Source organism: Caproicibacterium argilliputei (assembly GCF_029211325.2).
In the GTDB taxonomy this organism is placed as follows: Bacteria; Bacillota; Clostridia; order Oscillospirales; family Acutalibacteraceae; genus Caproicibacterium; species Caproicibacterium argilliputei.
The window spans coordinates 111,447-127,073 of the sequence record NZ_CP135996.1 but is presented as its reverse complement, the minus strand read 5'-3'; the positions used below and the strand labels follow the sequence as shown (position 1 = coordinate 127,073).

Annotated in this window: 14 protein-coding genes; 13 read left to right on the top strand and 1 reads right to left on the bottom strand. The window is 50.6% G+C overall.

What is annotated here, in order from left to right; translation table 11 throughout:
* Window positions 1-61 precede the first annotated feature (61 nt).
* The 5 genes from rlmB (at window position 62) to PXC00_RS00545 (ending at window position 8,940) form a co-directional block, all read left to right on the top strand.
* A complete protein-coding gene (rlmB, locus tag PXC00_RS00565; RefSeq protein WP_275844901.1) occupies window positions 62-844 on the top strand; it encodes a 23S rRNA (guanosine(2251)-2'-O)-methyltransferase RlmB in 783 nt (260 codons plus the stop codon).
* A 17-nt stretch (window positions 845-861) separates the two neighbouring features.
* Window positions 862-4,113, top strand: a complete 3,252-nt coding sequence (locus PXC00_RS00560; RefSeq protein WP_275844902.1) for a hypothetical protein — start codon at window positions 862-864, stop codon at window positions 4,111-4,113.
* A gap of 268 nt (window positions 4,114-4,381) precedes the next feature.
* Complete coding sequence (locus PXC00_RS00555) at window positions 4,382-4,909, top strand: RNA polymerase sigma factor (RefSeq protein ID WP_275844903.1); 528 nt, start codon at window positions 4,382-4,384, stop codon at window positions 4,907-4,909.
* Entirely contained in the window at window positions 4,863-6,656 is a 1,794-nt protein-coding gene (locus tag PXC00_RS00550; protein WP_275844904.1) for a hypothetical protein, read from the top strand. The genes PXC00_RS00555 and PXC00_RS00550 overlap by 47 nt, the downstream gene beginning before the upstream one ends.
* A 223-nt stretch (window positions 6,657-6,879) precedes the next feature.
* The gene (locus PXC00_RS00545) at window positions 6,880-8,940 is read left to right on the top strand and encodes an elongation factor G (RefSeq protein ID WP_275844905.1); all 2,061 of its coding nucleotides are present in this window, start codon (window positions 6,880-6,882) and stop codon (window positions 8,938-8,940) included.
* Window positions 8,941-8,992: 52 nt separating this feature from the next.
* On the opposite strand, the gene PXC00_RS00540 is transcribed toward PXC00_RS00545, so the two are convergent.
* Window positions 8,993-9,862 carry a MurR/RpiR family transcriptional regulator gene (locus PXC00_RS00540; protein WP_275844906.1) on the bottom strand — a complete coding sequence of 290 codons (870 nt, stop codon included), beginning with the start codon at window positions 9,860-9,862 and terminating at the stop codon, window positions 8,993-8,995.
* A 144-nt stretch (window positions 9,863-10,006) separates the two neighbouring features.
* Between PXC00_RS00540 and PXC00_RS00535 the strand changes: the two genes are divergently transcribed.
* From PXC00_RS00535 to PXC00_RS00505, 8 genes are all read left to right on the top strand, one after another.
* Window positions 10,007-10,261 (top strand): GlsB/YeaQ/YmgE family stress response membrane protein, encoded by a 255-nt coding sequence (locus PXC00_RS00535; RefSeq protein WP_275844955.1) that lies wholly within the window; start codon window positions 10,007-10,009, stop codon window positions 10,259-10,261.
* Window positions 10,262-10,777: 516 nt separating this feature from the next.
* A complete protein-coding gene (locus tag PXC00_RS00530) occupies window positions 10,778-11,302 on the top strand; it encodes a hypothetical protein (protein ID WP_275844907.1) in 525 nt (174 codons plus the stop codon).
* A gap of 186 nt (window positions 11,303-11,488) precedes the next feature.
* Window positions 11,489-11,707 (top strand): DUF6199 family natural product biosynthesis protein, encoded by a 219-nt coding sequence (locus tag PXC00_RS14100; protein ID WP_407654284.1) that lies wholly within the window; start codon window positions 11,489-11,491, stop codon window positions 11,705-11,707.
* Window positions 11,708-12,185: 478 nt separating this feature from the next.
* Window positions 12,186-12,389 (top strand): hypothetical protein, encoded by a 204-nt coding sequence (locus tag PXC00_RS00525; RefSeq protein ID WP_275844909.1) that lies wholly within the window; start codon window positions 12,186-12,188, stop codon window positions 12,387-12,389.
* 85 nt (window positions 12,390-12,474) lie between these two features.
* Complete coding sequence (locus PXC00_RS00520; protein WP_275844910.1) at window positions 12,475-13,269, top strand: ParA family protein; 795 nt, start codon at window positions 12,475-12,477, stop codon at window positions 13,267-13,269.
* Window positions 13,266-14,411 carry a ParB/RepB/Spo0J family partition protein gene (locus tag PXC00_RS00515; RefSeq protein WP_275844911.1) on the top strand — a complete coding sequence of 382 codons (1,146 nt, stop codon included), beginning with the start codon at window positions 13,266-13,268 and terminating at the stop codon, window positions 14,409-14,411. The genes PXC00_RS00520 and PXC00_RS00515 overlap by 4 nt, the downstream gene beginning before the upstream one ends.
* 153 nt (window positions 14,412-14,564) lie before the next feature.
* Window positions 14,565-14,825, top strand: coding sequence for a damage-inducible protein J (locus PXC00_RS00510; protein ID WP_275844912.1), 261 nt, complete (start codon window positions 14,565-14,567; stop codon window positions 14,823-14,825).
* Between the two features lies 1 nt (window position 14,826).
* Window positions 14,827-15,096, top strand: coding sequence for a Txe/YoeB family addiction module toxin (locus tag PXC00_RS00505; RefSeq protein WP_275844913.1), 270 nt, complete (start codon window positions 14,827-14,829; stop codon window positions 15,094-15,096).
* The last annotated feature ends 531 nt before the right edge of the window (window positions 15,097-15,627 follow it).

The window sequence follows — 15,627 nt, the reverse complement described above, 5'->3', positions numbered from 1 at the left end:
CAGGAGCGACAGCCTTGTGGTATAATAAATTATTATGGGAAAAGTATCTGGAGGAGCCAATATGAAACCGAACCGGAATGAGCAAGACGACCGTGTGCGCGGCGATGACATCATCGCTGGCCGCAACGCTGCGGCGGAAGCTTTTAAAAGCGGCCGCACACTGGAAGCACTTTATATCGCACGGGGGCAGCACGGCGGCAGCCTTGGCGCCCTGATTGCCCGTGCCAAGGAGGCGGGCGTGCCGGTGAAGGAAGCAGACCCGCGCAAGCTGGACGCCATGTGCGGCGGCGCAGCCCATCAGGGGGTTGTGGTGGTGGCTTCTGTCAAGGAATATGCATCGCTGGACGATGTCTTCGCACTGGCGCAGCAACGCGGCGAAGCACCGTTTCTGATTGTTGCGGACGGTCTGGAGGATCCGCACAATCTGGGCGCTGTGCTGCGTGTGGCGGAGTGCGCCGGCGCGCACGGTGTCATTGTGCCCAAGCGACGCAGCGTGGGGCTGACCTATGCCGTGGGCAAGGCCAGCGCCGGCGCTGTGGAATACGTGCCGGTGGTGCGGGTCAACAGCCTGCCCGCTGTGCTGGACGAACTGAAAAAAAGGGGTGTGTGGCTTTACGCCGCCGACATGGACGGCGAGCCGTGGTGCAGTGTGGACTACGCCGGCCCCTGTGCGGTGGTCATCGGCAGCGAAGGCTTCGGTGTCAGCCGCCTGGTCAAAGAAAAATGCGATTTTGTCATTTCCCTGCCCATGAAAGGAAAAATCAACTCCCTGAACGCTTCCGTCGCCTGCGGCGTCGTTTGCTATGAGGTGGCGCGCCAGCGTGCAGGAATCCACTCGAAATAGAAAGTGGGGGTAGCAGTATGGACGAACAGAAAGTAAATACGCCGAATCCCGCCGAAAAGCCAGAGGAAGAACCCATGGCGGACGCCATGACTTTTTCCACCAGCGCACAGAAAGTGCGTGAGGAACAGCAGGCCAAAGAGGCGGCGCTGCAGCGTGCGCAGCAGGAGCAGCAGGAACGCGAGCGCGCTGCCAAAGCTGCAGCCGCAGCGCAGGCAGATCGGCTTGCACAGAAGCAGCCGGAAAGCCGCGCAGAAAAAAAGAACCGGAAAAGCAGCCTGAAAAAACAGGATAAAATAAAACGCCGCCGCAGAAAACAGGAATTTTCAGAGGAAAACGACCCCTATTACGGTCTGGAACTGAAACCGCTGGAGGAGTACCAGAAACAGTACGAGGAAACCCTTTCCTTTAAGCCTGTGCAGCCGACCGAACAGCCCAGTGAAATGACAGGCACCTTTACCTACCTGTTTGACGGCAGCACCGAGGAAACAGCGGACGACTCAGCGCTGCAGCAGAAGCTGAAGCAGCTGCATGAGGAGCGCCGCCGCCGCGTCAGCCAGGTGGTCAAGGAAAGCGGCGTTTCCGATGTGGGAAAGGAAGATATCTTTTCCATTACGACAGCCATTAGCTTAGACGAAATTAAAAAGGCAGCCGCCGCGAAAGGCGTGAATTCCGAACGCATCCGCACCGGCGCCGCGCCAAAAGCGGCAGACACCCCGCAGGCTCCGGTGCGGGAGCCGCAGCCGCCGCGGTCAGTTCCGCAGAAAGAAGCGGTGCCCCACCCCATGCAGGAACCCGCAGAGCGCCCGGCGCCTCTGCGCGCGGTTCAGGAACCGCTGACCCCCGAACATTCCGTACAGACCGGCGCGCCGGTCACCTATCGGCCGGTCGGCACACCGGTTCATATTCTGGCTCTGCAGGATTTGACCACCCCGCTTTTTAACGAATCGCGTGAATATCCGCGCCTCGGCCGCCGGGAAGCGCCCATGCCGAGTGGTTCCGCAGTCCCTGTGGCACCGCCGGACGAGGCAGAAAATATCACGCGCCTTCCTGCGGCAGAGGCGGTGCAGCCGGTCAAGCCAAAAGCGGACTCGTCAGTGCCGCCGCAGGAAGCGGAGCCAAAACGGGAAAAAGCACCGGTCGTGCCGTTTACACAGGCGCATCCGGCTGCAAAAGAACCGGAGCAACCGGTACAGGTGCCTGACCGCTTTGCAAACGAAGACGAAACCCAGCCGGCGCCGCGCCCTGCGGCGGAAGTGCCGCTGCCCGGCTCCGCGCCGGTTCCGCCGGCACAAGAGCAGCCCACTTACCGCAAATATGAGGCAGCCGCGCGGGCGATGGTGCAGGAAATCGATCCGAACGCCCCCGCCGAAACCCCACAGCAGCCGAAGCGGAAAATTCTGCGCCGCGCCGCACGGGAGCAGACGGAACAGATGGAACAGCAGGCGCGCGCCAGCCAGCCAGATCCGTCAGACCTCGATGATTTGGAAGCGCTGAACATTCCGCTTCCGATACAGGAAGCTAAGCCCGCGTCAACCGACGAAGTGGAGGATTACAATTCCCGCGAGGACGCGGCCTCTATTTTCCATCAGCTTGGCGGCGATATGCGGGAGCTGATGCTCCGGCTGACCGTCACCGGCATCTGCGCTGTTTTGGAACTGATTTTCGGAATCTTTGGTGAATTTGGTCTGTTCGGTATGCCGCCGCTGAACATCACCGCTTATCTCATCTGCAATCTCATTTTCCTATCCTGTTCCGTCGGTTTCTGCGGCGTCACGATTTTGAACGGACTGAAAGCCCTGTTTAAGCTGCGCGCAAATGCCGACACCGGCGTTGCCGTGGCAAGCATTGCAGGCGTTATGCAGGCGGTTGCCGCTTTGTTTATGCAGAGCCAGATTCTGCACGGGCAGCTGCACCTGTATTCGGTGATTGTCTGCGGCGCTCTGTTCTTTAACACGCTGGGCAAGCTGACACTGGTGCGCCGGGTCAACAAGAATTTCCATTACATTACATCTCCGGATAAAACGTATTCCGTTGAAAAGTTTGACGACCACAATACCGCCCTGCAGATGGCAGAGGGAGTCACACTGGATGCGCCGGAGATTGCCTATCAGCGTGAAACGGACTTCCTTAAAAATTTCCTGCGCCTGTCGTACAGTGACGATCCCAGCGACCGCAGCAGCCAGTTCCTCGCGCCGGTTCTGTTCTGTGCAAGCTTGGTTCTGTTCTTAGTCATGCTGCTGTTTGTGCAGCCGCACAACGTGAACAGCGCCCTGACTGCCTTTGCGGCGGCCACGTGCGTCAGCGTGCCAATTATGAATATGCTGTCGGTCAACCTGCCGCTTTCCCGCATCAGCCGCGTGGCGGCGCAATGCGGCGGCATGGTCATTGGCTTTCCCGCCGTACAGTATTACGCAGACACCAATGCGGTCATGGTAGACGCCAAGGATCTGTTTCCGCGCGGCAGCGTCATTTTAAATGGCATTAAGACGTTCGGCAGCGCGCAGATGGACGATGTCATTGTGGACGCGGCGGCGCTGATGCATAAAGCCGGCGGCCCATTAAGCAGCCTGTTCGAGCAAATCATCCAAAGTCGGATGGACAGCTTGCCAAAGGTAGAAAATATTCAGTATGAAGACGGTATGGGCGTTTCCGGCTGGGTCGGCGGGCGGCGCGTATTTATTGGCAACCGCCGCCTGATGGAGCACCACAGCATCACCCCGCCCAGCGAAGCGCTGGAGGCAAAGTACATCCGCGGCGGCAAGCAGCTGGCGTACCTTTCCGTCGGCGGCGAGCTGGTTGCGATGTTCATTGTCACCTACCGTGCAGACCGGCACCGCACCATGGAGCTGCAGCGCATGGAGGACAACGGCATTTCGCTGATTGTCCGCAGCAACGACCCGAACGTAACGGCGCCGTTTACCGCAACACTTTTTGGTTTGGATGTACATACGGTACGGGTTCTGCCGGAACGCCTCGGACAAGTATATGAATCCCTAGTGAAAGAACCGACAGAGGAATCTCATGCCCTGCTGGCCACCCGTGGAAAGCCCAGCACGATGATGCGGCTGATTACCGCCTGCGTTCGTCAGCGGGCTAATATCTCGATGGCTGTGGCGCTGCAGAATGTCGGCGCGGTGCTCGGCTTTGTTCTGGTAGCGTTTCTGTGCTGTCAGCAGGGAATGCAGCAGGTCAGCACGCTGAGTCTGGTTATTTACGAGGCATTCTGGACGCTGGCCGTCTGGCTGGTTCCCAAACTCCGCAAACCCTAAGCACGCAGTGTGCTGAAGCTCACGGAGGGCGCGCTTTCCGTCGCTTTCTCAGAAAGCGACGGGGGGTGTGGTAGCGAAGCCCGCCACGACCTTTAAAAGTGCGGCAGGTTCGGGCTGCACGTCCGAGTGAGAAGGCAACAGGCATCTGCACCAATAGAAAGACTCTCCAGAGCACCGGAAAATTCCGTTTGGATTTTCCGGTGCTTTTTCTTTTTTCTGTAGCGTTTCGGCAGTTTATTTCGTGTACTTTGGTAAAGGGGATGAAAAAATGAAAAAAGAGCCAATGCGCACGCAAATGTTTATGGAGTGCGCAATCAAGCGGTTCGGTACGCCGGTGTTTCAGCTGGCATTGGTACATACCCAAAACCGCGCAGATGCAGAGGATGTTTTTCAAGAGGCATTTCTGCGGCTGTACTTGGACGGCACCCAATTTGCGGATGACGAGCACCTGAAGGCATGGCTGCTGCAGGTCACCGTGAACGTTTGTCGCGACCTGCACCGCAGCGCGTGGAGCCGCCGTCGAGCAGCCCTTACGGAAAATATCCCCTTTGAAACAGAGGAAGATTCCGACCTTTGGGCAGTCGTCGCGAAGCTGCCGCAGAAGTATCGGGACGTGATTCATCTGTACTACCAGGAGGGCTACTCCGCAGAGGAGATTGGCCATATTCTGGGGCGAAAAACGGCAACCGTACGCACACAGATGTGCCGCGCACGGGAACTGCTGAAAAAAAACTTAGGAGGGATTTCTGATGAAGAACAAGTATCAAGAAATGTGCATCCAAATCAAGCCGGATGAAACATTAACCCAAAAAACGCTGTCGCAGTTCACCGGAAAAGGAACTGTGCGTACGCACAAACACCGCCGTGTGGCAAAACCTGCGGCCATCGCTGCCGGCATTTTAGCCTTTGCCATTGCGTTTCCGTACCTGCAGTCGGCAGGAACACACGTGACGCCGCAAGCCGCCGGAAACCCGTCCAGCACCGCAGCCGCACAAAACACCTTCGGTCTTGCGGCTTACGCAGCGGAAACCAAACAAAGCGGCAACACCGTCGTGCTGCAAATGCAGCAGGACGAACTCTATGAGAGCCTGTCTACCGGAAGTGCTCAGGGCAATTATGTCACCATCACCTATCGGCCAAACCTGCAGTGCAAAGGAACAAATCTAAAATCCGTTCAGTATTCTCTGGACACCTCTGCACTGGACAAAGAGGAACAGGCGTTTTTCTTTCAAAAAACCGGCGAAAACGATGCCCCGGATACCTGGTCAGACACTGACCAGTATGCCCATCCGTTTACCATTGATTATCAAAAGAATGATATCACCGCACAGCTGAATGCTTATGAAATTTGTATTGCAAAGCATCTGACCGACACAGCATGGGAAGCACGGGACAAAGCGTTAAAATCAGCAAAAAATTTCGACGACTTTATAAAAAACCCCGAAACCGCAAAAATCAATGAGGATGATTTCCAGGTACAGGACACCACACAGATGGTACAAATCCTTTCTAAAACACGCATGGTCTTAAAAGCAACCTTTTTAGACGGCAGTGTCCGTACACAAACATACCAGATCACGCCGCGGGATGACTATAAAAAGAATTTAGCGGCGACTCTCACATATGAAAATCAGCTCTGCATTGAATTATATCAAAAGTTTCCCCTTGACCGCGATAATTGCAATACGCTTCAAAAACAGCAAAACGACCCAAAACGAACAGCGTTTGAAAAGGAACTGATACAGCGCGGACTGGCGTTTGAAAAGCAGCATCCGCTGTACAACATTACGCAAATTGAAGCTTCCGCCCCTGAAACCAAAAACAGCTTTACCCTGGCTGCTTACTCTGAAAAAAGTGACACCTACAGTAACGCAAACAGCAACGAAATTGCCTTTGCTTTGGAAACAGAGCGCAGTGGAAGTGATGACGGGGTTAAGAGCGGAGCCAGTTTCCACATAAGCGGAACCAACCTTGCAAATGTGGAAATGCAAATTGACCACGGAAAAATTTATCAAATTAAACGGGTAACCAAGGAACTCACATCTAAAGATGAGCAAGCTGAGGCAGAAGCGTTTATGCGAGCAGAAGATAAAGCACATAAACCGGACAAAACTCTTTCTTTCTTTTCATGGCAGCAATATCTTGACAACGGTAAAAAGTTGAAACCGTCTGAAGCTTTTTATATTGAAGGAACCATGCTTGGAAAGAAAACCTCTGTTTCCTACAATGCACAATACAGCTACGGTCTTTTTGCGCCTGCAGAGGAATTAGCAAAAATCGACCCTCCTTCCGCAGCACAGAAAAAGCAGGGACTTCTTTATGGACAAAATCTGGAGAAGGTAAATGACCTGTTCAACGGCGCGGTTTTAAAAATTACTGCAACTTACAAAGACGGCTCTCGTGAAACGAAAACACTGCACCTGAAAACAGAAAGCAGAAGAATCGGCTATGACCAAAAAAATCAGGTCAATATGATATTGCCAAAGGATACCAAGAATACGCAGGCTCCGCTTGTCAAAGTTCTCTGTGCCGACATCACCTGACATACCAATACCAAATACAACACACTTTTTCAGCGGCTGGCCTGCGCTTTTGCGCGGCGAGCCGCTGCCTTTAGAATTATGACTAAATTTTCATTATCGTATCTATTTAAATGATATCAATTTCCTAAATTCCCTTGCGTGTAGTCGTAATTTACGCTATAATAGCAATATATTTTCATAAAATAACTATTCAAAATGACAACCCACGAAGGGGGCACCAAAATTGAAACCGTATTCTGCGAAAGCTATTCTGAATCTTGCGCTGGCAGGCCACGCCGGCGCCGGAAAGACCAGCATTGCCGAAGCCATGCTAAAGCTTGCCGGCGCAACGGACCGTTTGGGAAAAGTCAGCGACGGCAACACCGTCTGCGACTGTGATCCGGAGGAAATCCGCCGAAAAGCGAGCGTTTCTTCTGCGGTTGCGCCGCTGGAATGGAAAGGTCATAAAATCAACCTGCTCGACGCTCCGGGTCTGTTTGACTTTGCGGGCGGCGCTGCGGAAGCGGTACGCGCTGCAGACAGCGTGCTGATTGCCGTCAGTGGACGCGACGGTGTGGCAGTCGGCACCGAAAAAGCCGTTGCCGCGGCAGACGCACGCGGCTTAGCAAAAGCATTCTTCGTCAACGGTCTGTGCGATGAAAGCGCGCGGTTCTACCGGGTATTTGAGGATTTAAAGGCGTGCTTCGGCCCGGCAGTCTGCCCGGTGGTGGTGCCCTACTTTGAGAATGGAAACGCGAATGTTTACATAAATCTTTTGGAGTACAAAGCCTATGACTACGCAAACGGCGCCCCGGTTGAAGTGGAAATGCCGGACATGGGCGACCACCGCCTGCAGGGATTGCGCACAGCCATCTGCGAGGCTGTGGCGGAAACCAGCGATGCACTTTTTGATAAATATTTTTCCGGTGAATCCTTCACGCCAGAAGAAGTCATCGTTGGTATTTCCAAGGGTGTGAAGGCTGGAACCATTATGCCGGTTTTCTGCGGGGATGCCCTGCTGATGCGCGGCATGGAGCAGTTTTTAAACGGCATTACCTGGCTGCTGCCCTCCGCCGCCGAAAAAGCCGCGGAAATCGGCACGGATGTCAATGGCGAGCCGGTGGAACTCGCGGTCAATGAAAATGCCGCTGCCGCTGCCATCTGCTTTAAAACCATCGCCGACCCGTTTGTCGGCAAAATCAGCTTTCTCAAGTGCGTTTCCGGCAAGGTGGAACCGGACAGCACACTGTTGGATATGCGCACCGGCGCCGCCGAGCACATCGGCAAAGTGGTGCTCATGCGCGGGAAGAAGCAGGAGGAAATGCCGTTTCTGCCGGCAGGGGATATCGGCGCGCTACTGAAGCTTTCCGATGTACTTACCGGCGACACTCTGTGCGCCCCTGCCCGCCGGGTTACACTGGACGGAATCGACTACCCCGCGCCGTCTTTGCGCATGGCTGTCATCCCCAAAAAGAAAGGGGAAGAGGATAAACTGGCGCAGGCCATTTTCCGCCTGATGGAAGAGGATCCGACCATCGGCTATGAAAACAACACGGAAACGCATGAAATGGTCCTCTCCGGCTTGGGTGAGCAGCACTTGGATGTTGTGCTTTCCCGTCTGCAAAGCCGCTACGGTGTGGAGGCCGCTCTGCAAACGCCGCGCGTTCCGTACCGCGAAACCATTCGCAAAGCCGTAAAGGTGCAGGGTCGGCACAAGAAACAGACCGGCGGTCACGGCCAGTTTGGCGACGTTTGGATTGCATTCAGCCCCTGCGACAGCGAGGATCTGGTTTTTGACGAAAAGGTAGTTGGCGGCAGCGTACCAAAAGGCTACTTCCCCGCTGTAGAGAAAGGGCTGCGCGAAAGCGTGGAAAAAGGCCCGCTGGCGGGCTACCCGGTGGTTGGGCTGCACGCAACGCTTTACGACGGTTCCTACCATCCGGTAGACAGCTCGGAAATGGCGTTTAAAACCGCCGCAGCTCTGGCATACAAATCTGGTATGCCGCAAGCAGACCCTGTGCTGCTGGAACCAATCGGCACGCTGCAGGCACAAGTGCCGGACAACAACATGGGCGATGTGATGGGCGAGGTCAACAAACGCCGCGGCCGCGTGCTGGGCATGGAACCGGCACAGAACGGGTACCAGATTGTCACCGCGGAAGTTCCTATGGCGGAAATGAGCGATTTTTCCATTTTCCTGCGTCAGGTCACACAGGGACGCGGGAGTTATACCTTTGCTTTCGCGCGGTATGAGCCGTGCCCGCCACAGGTTGCGGAAAAAATCATCGCCGTCGGCAGAAACTAACCTCATAATCGCCTAAAAAAGAGGGTGCAGCGTAAAACGCTTGCATCCTCTTTTATGGTCTTGTCCGGTGGGGACTGCTTTCTGCTTCCCGCAGCCCCTGCAGCGCCGCTTCCGTTTTCCGCAGGCAAACCTTCGTCCGGTCGGTTTCCTGCCGGGCGATTCCCAAATACAGTAAGTCGGTTAGAAACAGGGACGCGTTGCGAACCGCAATGGCACCCAGTTGCAAGTCTTCTTCCGCGACCGGAATCGGAAGCAGAATATCCGCCAATTTTGCCAATGGGGTATCCGCGCGCGGCGTAATGGCGATGACCTTTGCCCCCGCTTTTTTGGCAAGGCGCACCGCGGCATTCGTATCCTTTGCCTTGCCGCTGTAGCTGACCGCCAGCACTGCGTCTTCTGGCGCCAGGTGCGCCGCTGTGGCCAGCTGGTCTCGAAAATCTCGCCGGTAAATGCCCACGCGTGCAATCCGCGCAAGCTTTTCCATGAAGTCCAGGCAGACCACACCGGCACCCCCCGCACCAAACAGGCAAAGATTCCGGCAATGCAGCAGGACGTGTACGGCCCGCTCCACCTGCTCCGGATTCAGCTGCCGATATGTTTGGCTCTGCAGGGAACCGTTCAGGTCTTTTACTTTTCGGCTGATCATCTGCATGGAATCCTGCTGAAAAATTCCGTTTTCAAAATTGGAAATTCTTTCTGCACTGTCCCGTGCCAAATCAACCTTTAGCGCGGTAAAGCCTTTGTATCCCAGCTTATGTGAAAACCGCACAACCGCCGCCGGTGAAACACCCGCATTCTGCGCCAGTGTTTGTGCGGAACTCTGCGTTACTTCCTCCGGATTTTTCAAAATGTACACCGCCAGCTTTTTTTCGGTTGCCGTGCAGTTCTCCATACATTCCCGAATTTGATAAATACAGCTCATCTGGTTTCCTCACTGTGTGTTTTCTACTATTATAACACAAATTTCTGTGAAAATCGCTCACGGCATCGTGCACGTATATTCTCTGCAATCTATCAGATACTAAAGGCAAAGCAGAAAGGAAGGGATTGCGCAGTGTCATGGTTATTGTGGATAATCGGCTGGCTCATCATCGGAGCACTGGCAGGCTGGATTGCCAGCAAAATCACCGGAAATGACAGCCGGATGGGGCCAGTGGCCAATATTGTTGTCGGCATCATCGGTGCATTTATCGGCGGAATCATCATGAGTCTTCTGGGCGGTACCGGATTCACCGGGTTTAACCTCTGGAGCCTGATCGTGGCAATCATCGGTGCGGTCGTGCTCCTTTGGATTGTCAATGCGTTCCGTAAAAACAGCTGAATACGCCAAAAAGCGCCTGCTGCGGTCTGTGGCAGGCGCTTTTTCAATCCATTTTACGGCATAAAAACAGGCCGAATGTCTTACGAAGCTGGAGGCCATTCACAACTGGGCACAGTGATACTCTGGATGTTTTTTTCGCAGGAAAAATTGATTTGCCAAAGCCCTCCGGTGCATGAATGCAAGCCGGTTAAAAAGCACATCCGCGAAAGCAGCGGCAACCCGCCCTGCCGAATCAGAAAACTGTGTTTACGGAAGAAGATATTGCGGACAAGAAGGCGGAGGCTGCAACGGGATAAGACTGGCTGTTGGAGCGAAGCTACAAAAGAGGAACCGGTGCAACGTCTGGACGAGTTTGAGGATGCCTATCCGGATAGGCCAAAGGGGAAAGAGTAATGACAATGCAAGAAAAGATTGTTCCATTTATTCCATTTATGTGGTTGACAAATGCCAATTAAGTTATATAATATATGATACATTATTGCTTTTTCAATATGGTTCTGCATCGGGAGCTTAATTATGACACTGCAAAAAGCGAAAAAAATGAAATTTTTCATTATGGTCGGCACTGTAATTATTGTAACTATAATTTTAGCAGTACCTGTGTATCGTCAACTACGCATTATTCATACCACGCAATTTCGAAATATTGATTTTTATAACACCTGCGCCGTTTATAATGGATATCAGACTCCGAAAACCTTGAACGGAAAATTTTATCAATGTTGGGATGGATTTAGGCATAATAAGTCGGAGGAACCCATTTTGAAAACAGCATTGCCCGCATTTAATAGGCAACAAAAAAACGCTCTAACGGAACCTTATTGTACGCTCCTTGTAAATCGTAATTCAAATATCGAAGAAATATTGTATATTCATTTCTATAAGATCGAAAATAAAAATATCTTTTTACCAACTTATAAAAGTGCAATGTTTGATTATAACGGTATTCAGTTGCTGGCTATGATAGATGGAATCGCTTTCAACTGTAATACCAACGTTTTTAAGCGTACACTCAATAAATATGAATATACTTGGAAATAACATATCTTTTTTAAACATGGTGAATCGTATACTTGCATAAACATTAAGATAAGTTCCTTGCTAGCATTTGTATTATCTTTCTCTATTTGTACACCGGCTTTTGCAACAGAAAAATCAGATTCCAACTGTAGTGGAAATACTCGGTTATTGTATTGAAACTGATTTATAAATAATCATTCTTCAAAAATGCAGAAAGCGTGCTACCCGATGATTGCATGGGGAATTATCTTTGCCGTTCTGGGCCTGATTATGGAAATTAAGCCTATTTCCCTTTGGCCCATCTTGGAAAAGTGGAAATCGGAAAACGCCGAAGGACCGTCTAACCTATATGTTTTTTCCATGCGACTGGGCGGTGCTATCCTACTGATTGTTTCCGGGCTGTGTTTGTGGAGCATATTCATGTAATGGTTCCACATCATAAAAAACGGCAAATCTCTTATTTTTCGTAGTCCTGTCCCTCTTTCGGTTCCCTTAATAATCCATTTTAGAAAAATAGAGATAAAAAAAAGTCCACCTTTTCAAGGCGGACTCAAAATTCCTACTTGCATATCCTCTCATAATGTGGTGCCATGGAGTTGTTGTCATAACATTTTGGTGCGCCCGCGGGGATTCGAACCCAGGACCTTTTGATTTGTAGTCAATTTTCCACATAAAATTAGCATTTGTGAGAAATTTTCAACAATTTATAAGATGCTTTTATAACAAAAGTTTACCCACACTTGACGTAACTGTCAAGTGTTTTATTTTACCAATTTATATTTTTATCTGCGACATAATGTTGCACTCATGAAGGAGATGAACCAATGACACTAGATGAAGATTTTGGCGCTCGGTTGACGCAAGAAACGATGGATAAAAAATTGTATGCGGAGGGAAATCTGTAATGATCAAGATTCGCCTAACGGGCTTGCCATCGGAAATTAGGGCCATGCGTGACAAGCTGCGCACCGGCTCCGTAACTATCAGTAAAACAGAAAATGACGCCAATTACCAAGTCAGTAATTGTTCCACCCCGACCCGAAATCGTGGCAGTAAGTACGTCCGTATGTATGCAGACGTGGAAAAGACCGAAAACGGCCGATCTTAATCGACTGGCCGTGCAATGTAAATAAGACAAACAAAATCGTCTGCGGCTGCGCTAAACGCAGCCCCCATTGTAAAGGAGAAAAATCATGAGTAAAATTATCGCAGTAGCAATCGAAAAAGGCGGTGTCGGCAAGACAACAACAGCGTTGAATGTTGGTGCAGGTTTGCGTCTACTCGGCAAGAATGTCCTCCTAGTTGACCTCGATCAGCAGGGACACCTGTCACGTTGGCTCGGCTATCAGCCGGACGGCAAACCCACTGTGTCGGAGCTGATCTACCAGGAGGTATCCGGGATCTGCTCCAATGATGATATGCAGTTTATCCGACACAGCGACCGGGAGCAACTGGACTATATCCCCGCAAATAAGATGCTCGGCGGTATTTACGCTGTTTTGGGCAATGATGGTCAGAGCAACACCGTGCTTGACCGGGTTTTCCATCGTGATTTTTTCGCCCAGTATGACTACATCTTATTTGACTGCCCGACTGCCGTTGATAATCTGTTGGTTTCCAATGCACTGAAATGCAGTGACAAATTGTTGTTGCCGGTTCAAGCTGAAAAATTCGCTTATGACTGCATTCCGCAAATGCTGCAACGATACATGGCAATCAAGCAGACGAAAGATGTTAAACCGTTCCTCGCCGGGATGCTTGTTACCATGTACAGCCGCCAAACAAAAATGAGCAACGAGGTTTTCACAGCTTTAAAAGAAAGCTATGGGAGCCTCGTTTTTGCAGCTCCGGTTCCAATGCTACAAGAAGCGCGCAACAGCACGGATGATGACAACACTTTGTGCGGCAGTCTGGTACACCGTAAAAGTAGCCGCGTTGGGCAGGCTTACCTTGCCGCTGCAAAGAGAATTGCAGGTGATGCGGAATGAAAAAGCAGTCCTTGCCGACACTGGAAGAAGCTTTCACCGGGACACTCTACGGCGTCGCTGTAAACGGCGACCAGATTACCGAAATTGAACCTGCGGAACTGCAAGAAATCACCGACCAACCGTTTCGGGCATACTCACAGGAGCAGTTGCAGCAGCTGGCTGACAGTATCCGGGAAAACGGACAGCAGCAGCCCTGCATTGTTCGCGAGATAGACAATAAGTACATTATCTTGGCAGGTCGTAACCGTAAACGTGCGTGCGAATTGGCCGGGTGCAAGGTGAAATGCATTGTTCGGGAATGCACAGACGCAGAAGCAGACTTAATTCTGACGGAAACTAATCTGTGCCAGCGACATGAGCTGCTTCCGTCAGAGCTGGCGCGCGGTTATGCGATGCAAAAGGCTGCTTATGAAGCGAAAGGTGAACGCAAAAGCACCGCAGCTATCGCGGAGCAAACCGGCGACACCGTAAAAACCATTCAGCGATACATTAAAATATCAACGTTGTGTGATGATTTGCTGGCACTTGTTGATGAAGGACGTGTTCCGGTCACTGCTGCTGTTCTGTTTGCTGATGTACAATTCGCAAATAATCAGCAGCAGTTAGCTGATTACTTGAATAACTATGCCAACACGAAAATTTCTTATAAGCAGGCAGAAGATTTAATGGCGCTGGAAAAGGTGCATAACTGGTACAGCGATATTTTGAACGATTTTTTTGCTGGAAAAATTGATTTGTCAGAATCTGACGAAACACCGGATGAATTGGAAACTCCAGAAGAAGCACCTGCTGCGGAACTGCAGCAGCCTATCGGTAATAGTGAAATTCAGCCCTATGCCGGAACGGAGCAGGACAAGCGTCCTGCTGCCAAACCGCAACCTCCGGTGCATGAATGCAAGCCGGTTGAAAAGCACATCCGTGACAGCAGCGGAAATCTGCCCCTGCCGAATCAGGAAACGGTCTTTACGGAAGAAGATATTGCTGACACTGAACCTGCGGCTTCGGTAAGCTACCAGCGTCTGACGCATGAGCGCGTCAATGGCATTAAGACAGGCTATTGGAGCGATGCCAACAAAGAGGATCTAGTTCAGCGTCTGGCGGAGTTTGAGAATGCCTATCCAGATGGGCCAAAAGGAGTATAATTGTAATGATGAAAAAAGAAGTACAAACCATATCTATTGAATTAGCTATTTAGTTATGATCAGAGTAATTATTGCAAAAGCACATTAAAAGCACACATATTTTCTTGACTTTCTGCATAAAATAACGTATGATATAAAAAACGGAGGTGCTTTATGATGAGCGAGAAAACGAATCTGACGATTAAAATCGACAAGTCCGAACGAGACAGTTTCAGTTCTTTATGTGACGAGTTGGGCATTTCCATGGCATCGGTATTAAATGCTTTCATTAAGCAGACAATCCGGCAGCGGGAAGTCAAGTTTTCTGTAAAGGATGCAAACGGTTTTACGCCAGAGGAATCTGCAGAATTGAAACGCAGGATTGCGGAACTGCACCGAGGAAAAGCCGAAATTCACAGTTTGATTGAGGATTAAAATGCTGCTACTAAAATGGGTTCCCGAAGCGTGGTCTGAATATGTGCTTCTGCAGGATACTGACCGCAAGCTTTTGAAGAAGACCAATAAGCTTATAAATGAACTATTAAGAAATGGTTATCACTGTGAAATCAGCACGTTTGAATTTCTTAAGCATGACTTTTCAGGATACGCCAGTGTCCGCATTGATAGGAAGAATCGGATTGTATTTACTGTTGCGGACAATACTCTGGTGATCATCCAGTGCGGCGGTCATTACCACGATAAATAATGCACACAAACAGAAATTTGAAAAACGGTGAAAATGCTCGAAAATCGAAGAAGACAGAAAAGGAGCCAGAACACAAGATATTGTGGTCTGGCTGTTTTTGTGTCTGCAGATAAAAAACTGCGTAATCTGCGATAACCGCCGAAAATAGAAGTTGACATTTTGAGTGCTGTAGAGCGGTGCCTGATTATACAAAATACTAATTTAGGCTAATTAGATTTGGAGTGATTTTATGACACTGAACGTCATAACAAAAGTTAAAATTAAACGAATTGTAGGTTTGAGTGTTTTGACTTTAGCATGTCTGCTATTTTATTTGTTTGTCTTGAGTAAGAATTGCAAAACCAAAATAGACTGTTTAACATTTCTGGTTGGAGGAGGGATAGCGCTTACTCTGTTCCTAATTTTAAGCATATTCAAAGTTTTATCGGTAAAGTATGGGGTTCAACGAGTAAACTCAGTACGTGTTGATTGCATGATGCTGTATCTCGTATTACTATTTCAAATGATAAACGCACCAATTTTTACAGTAAT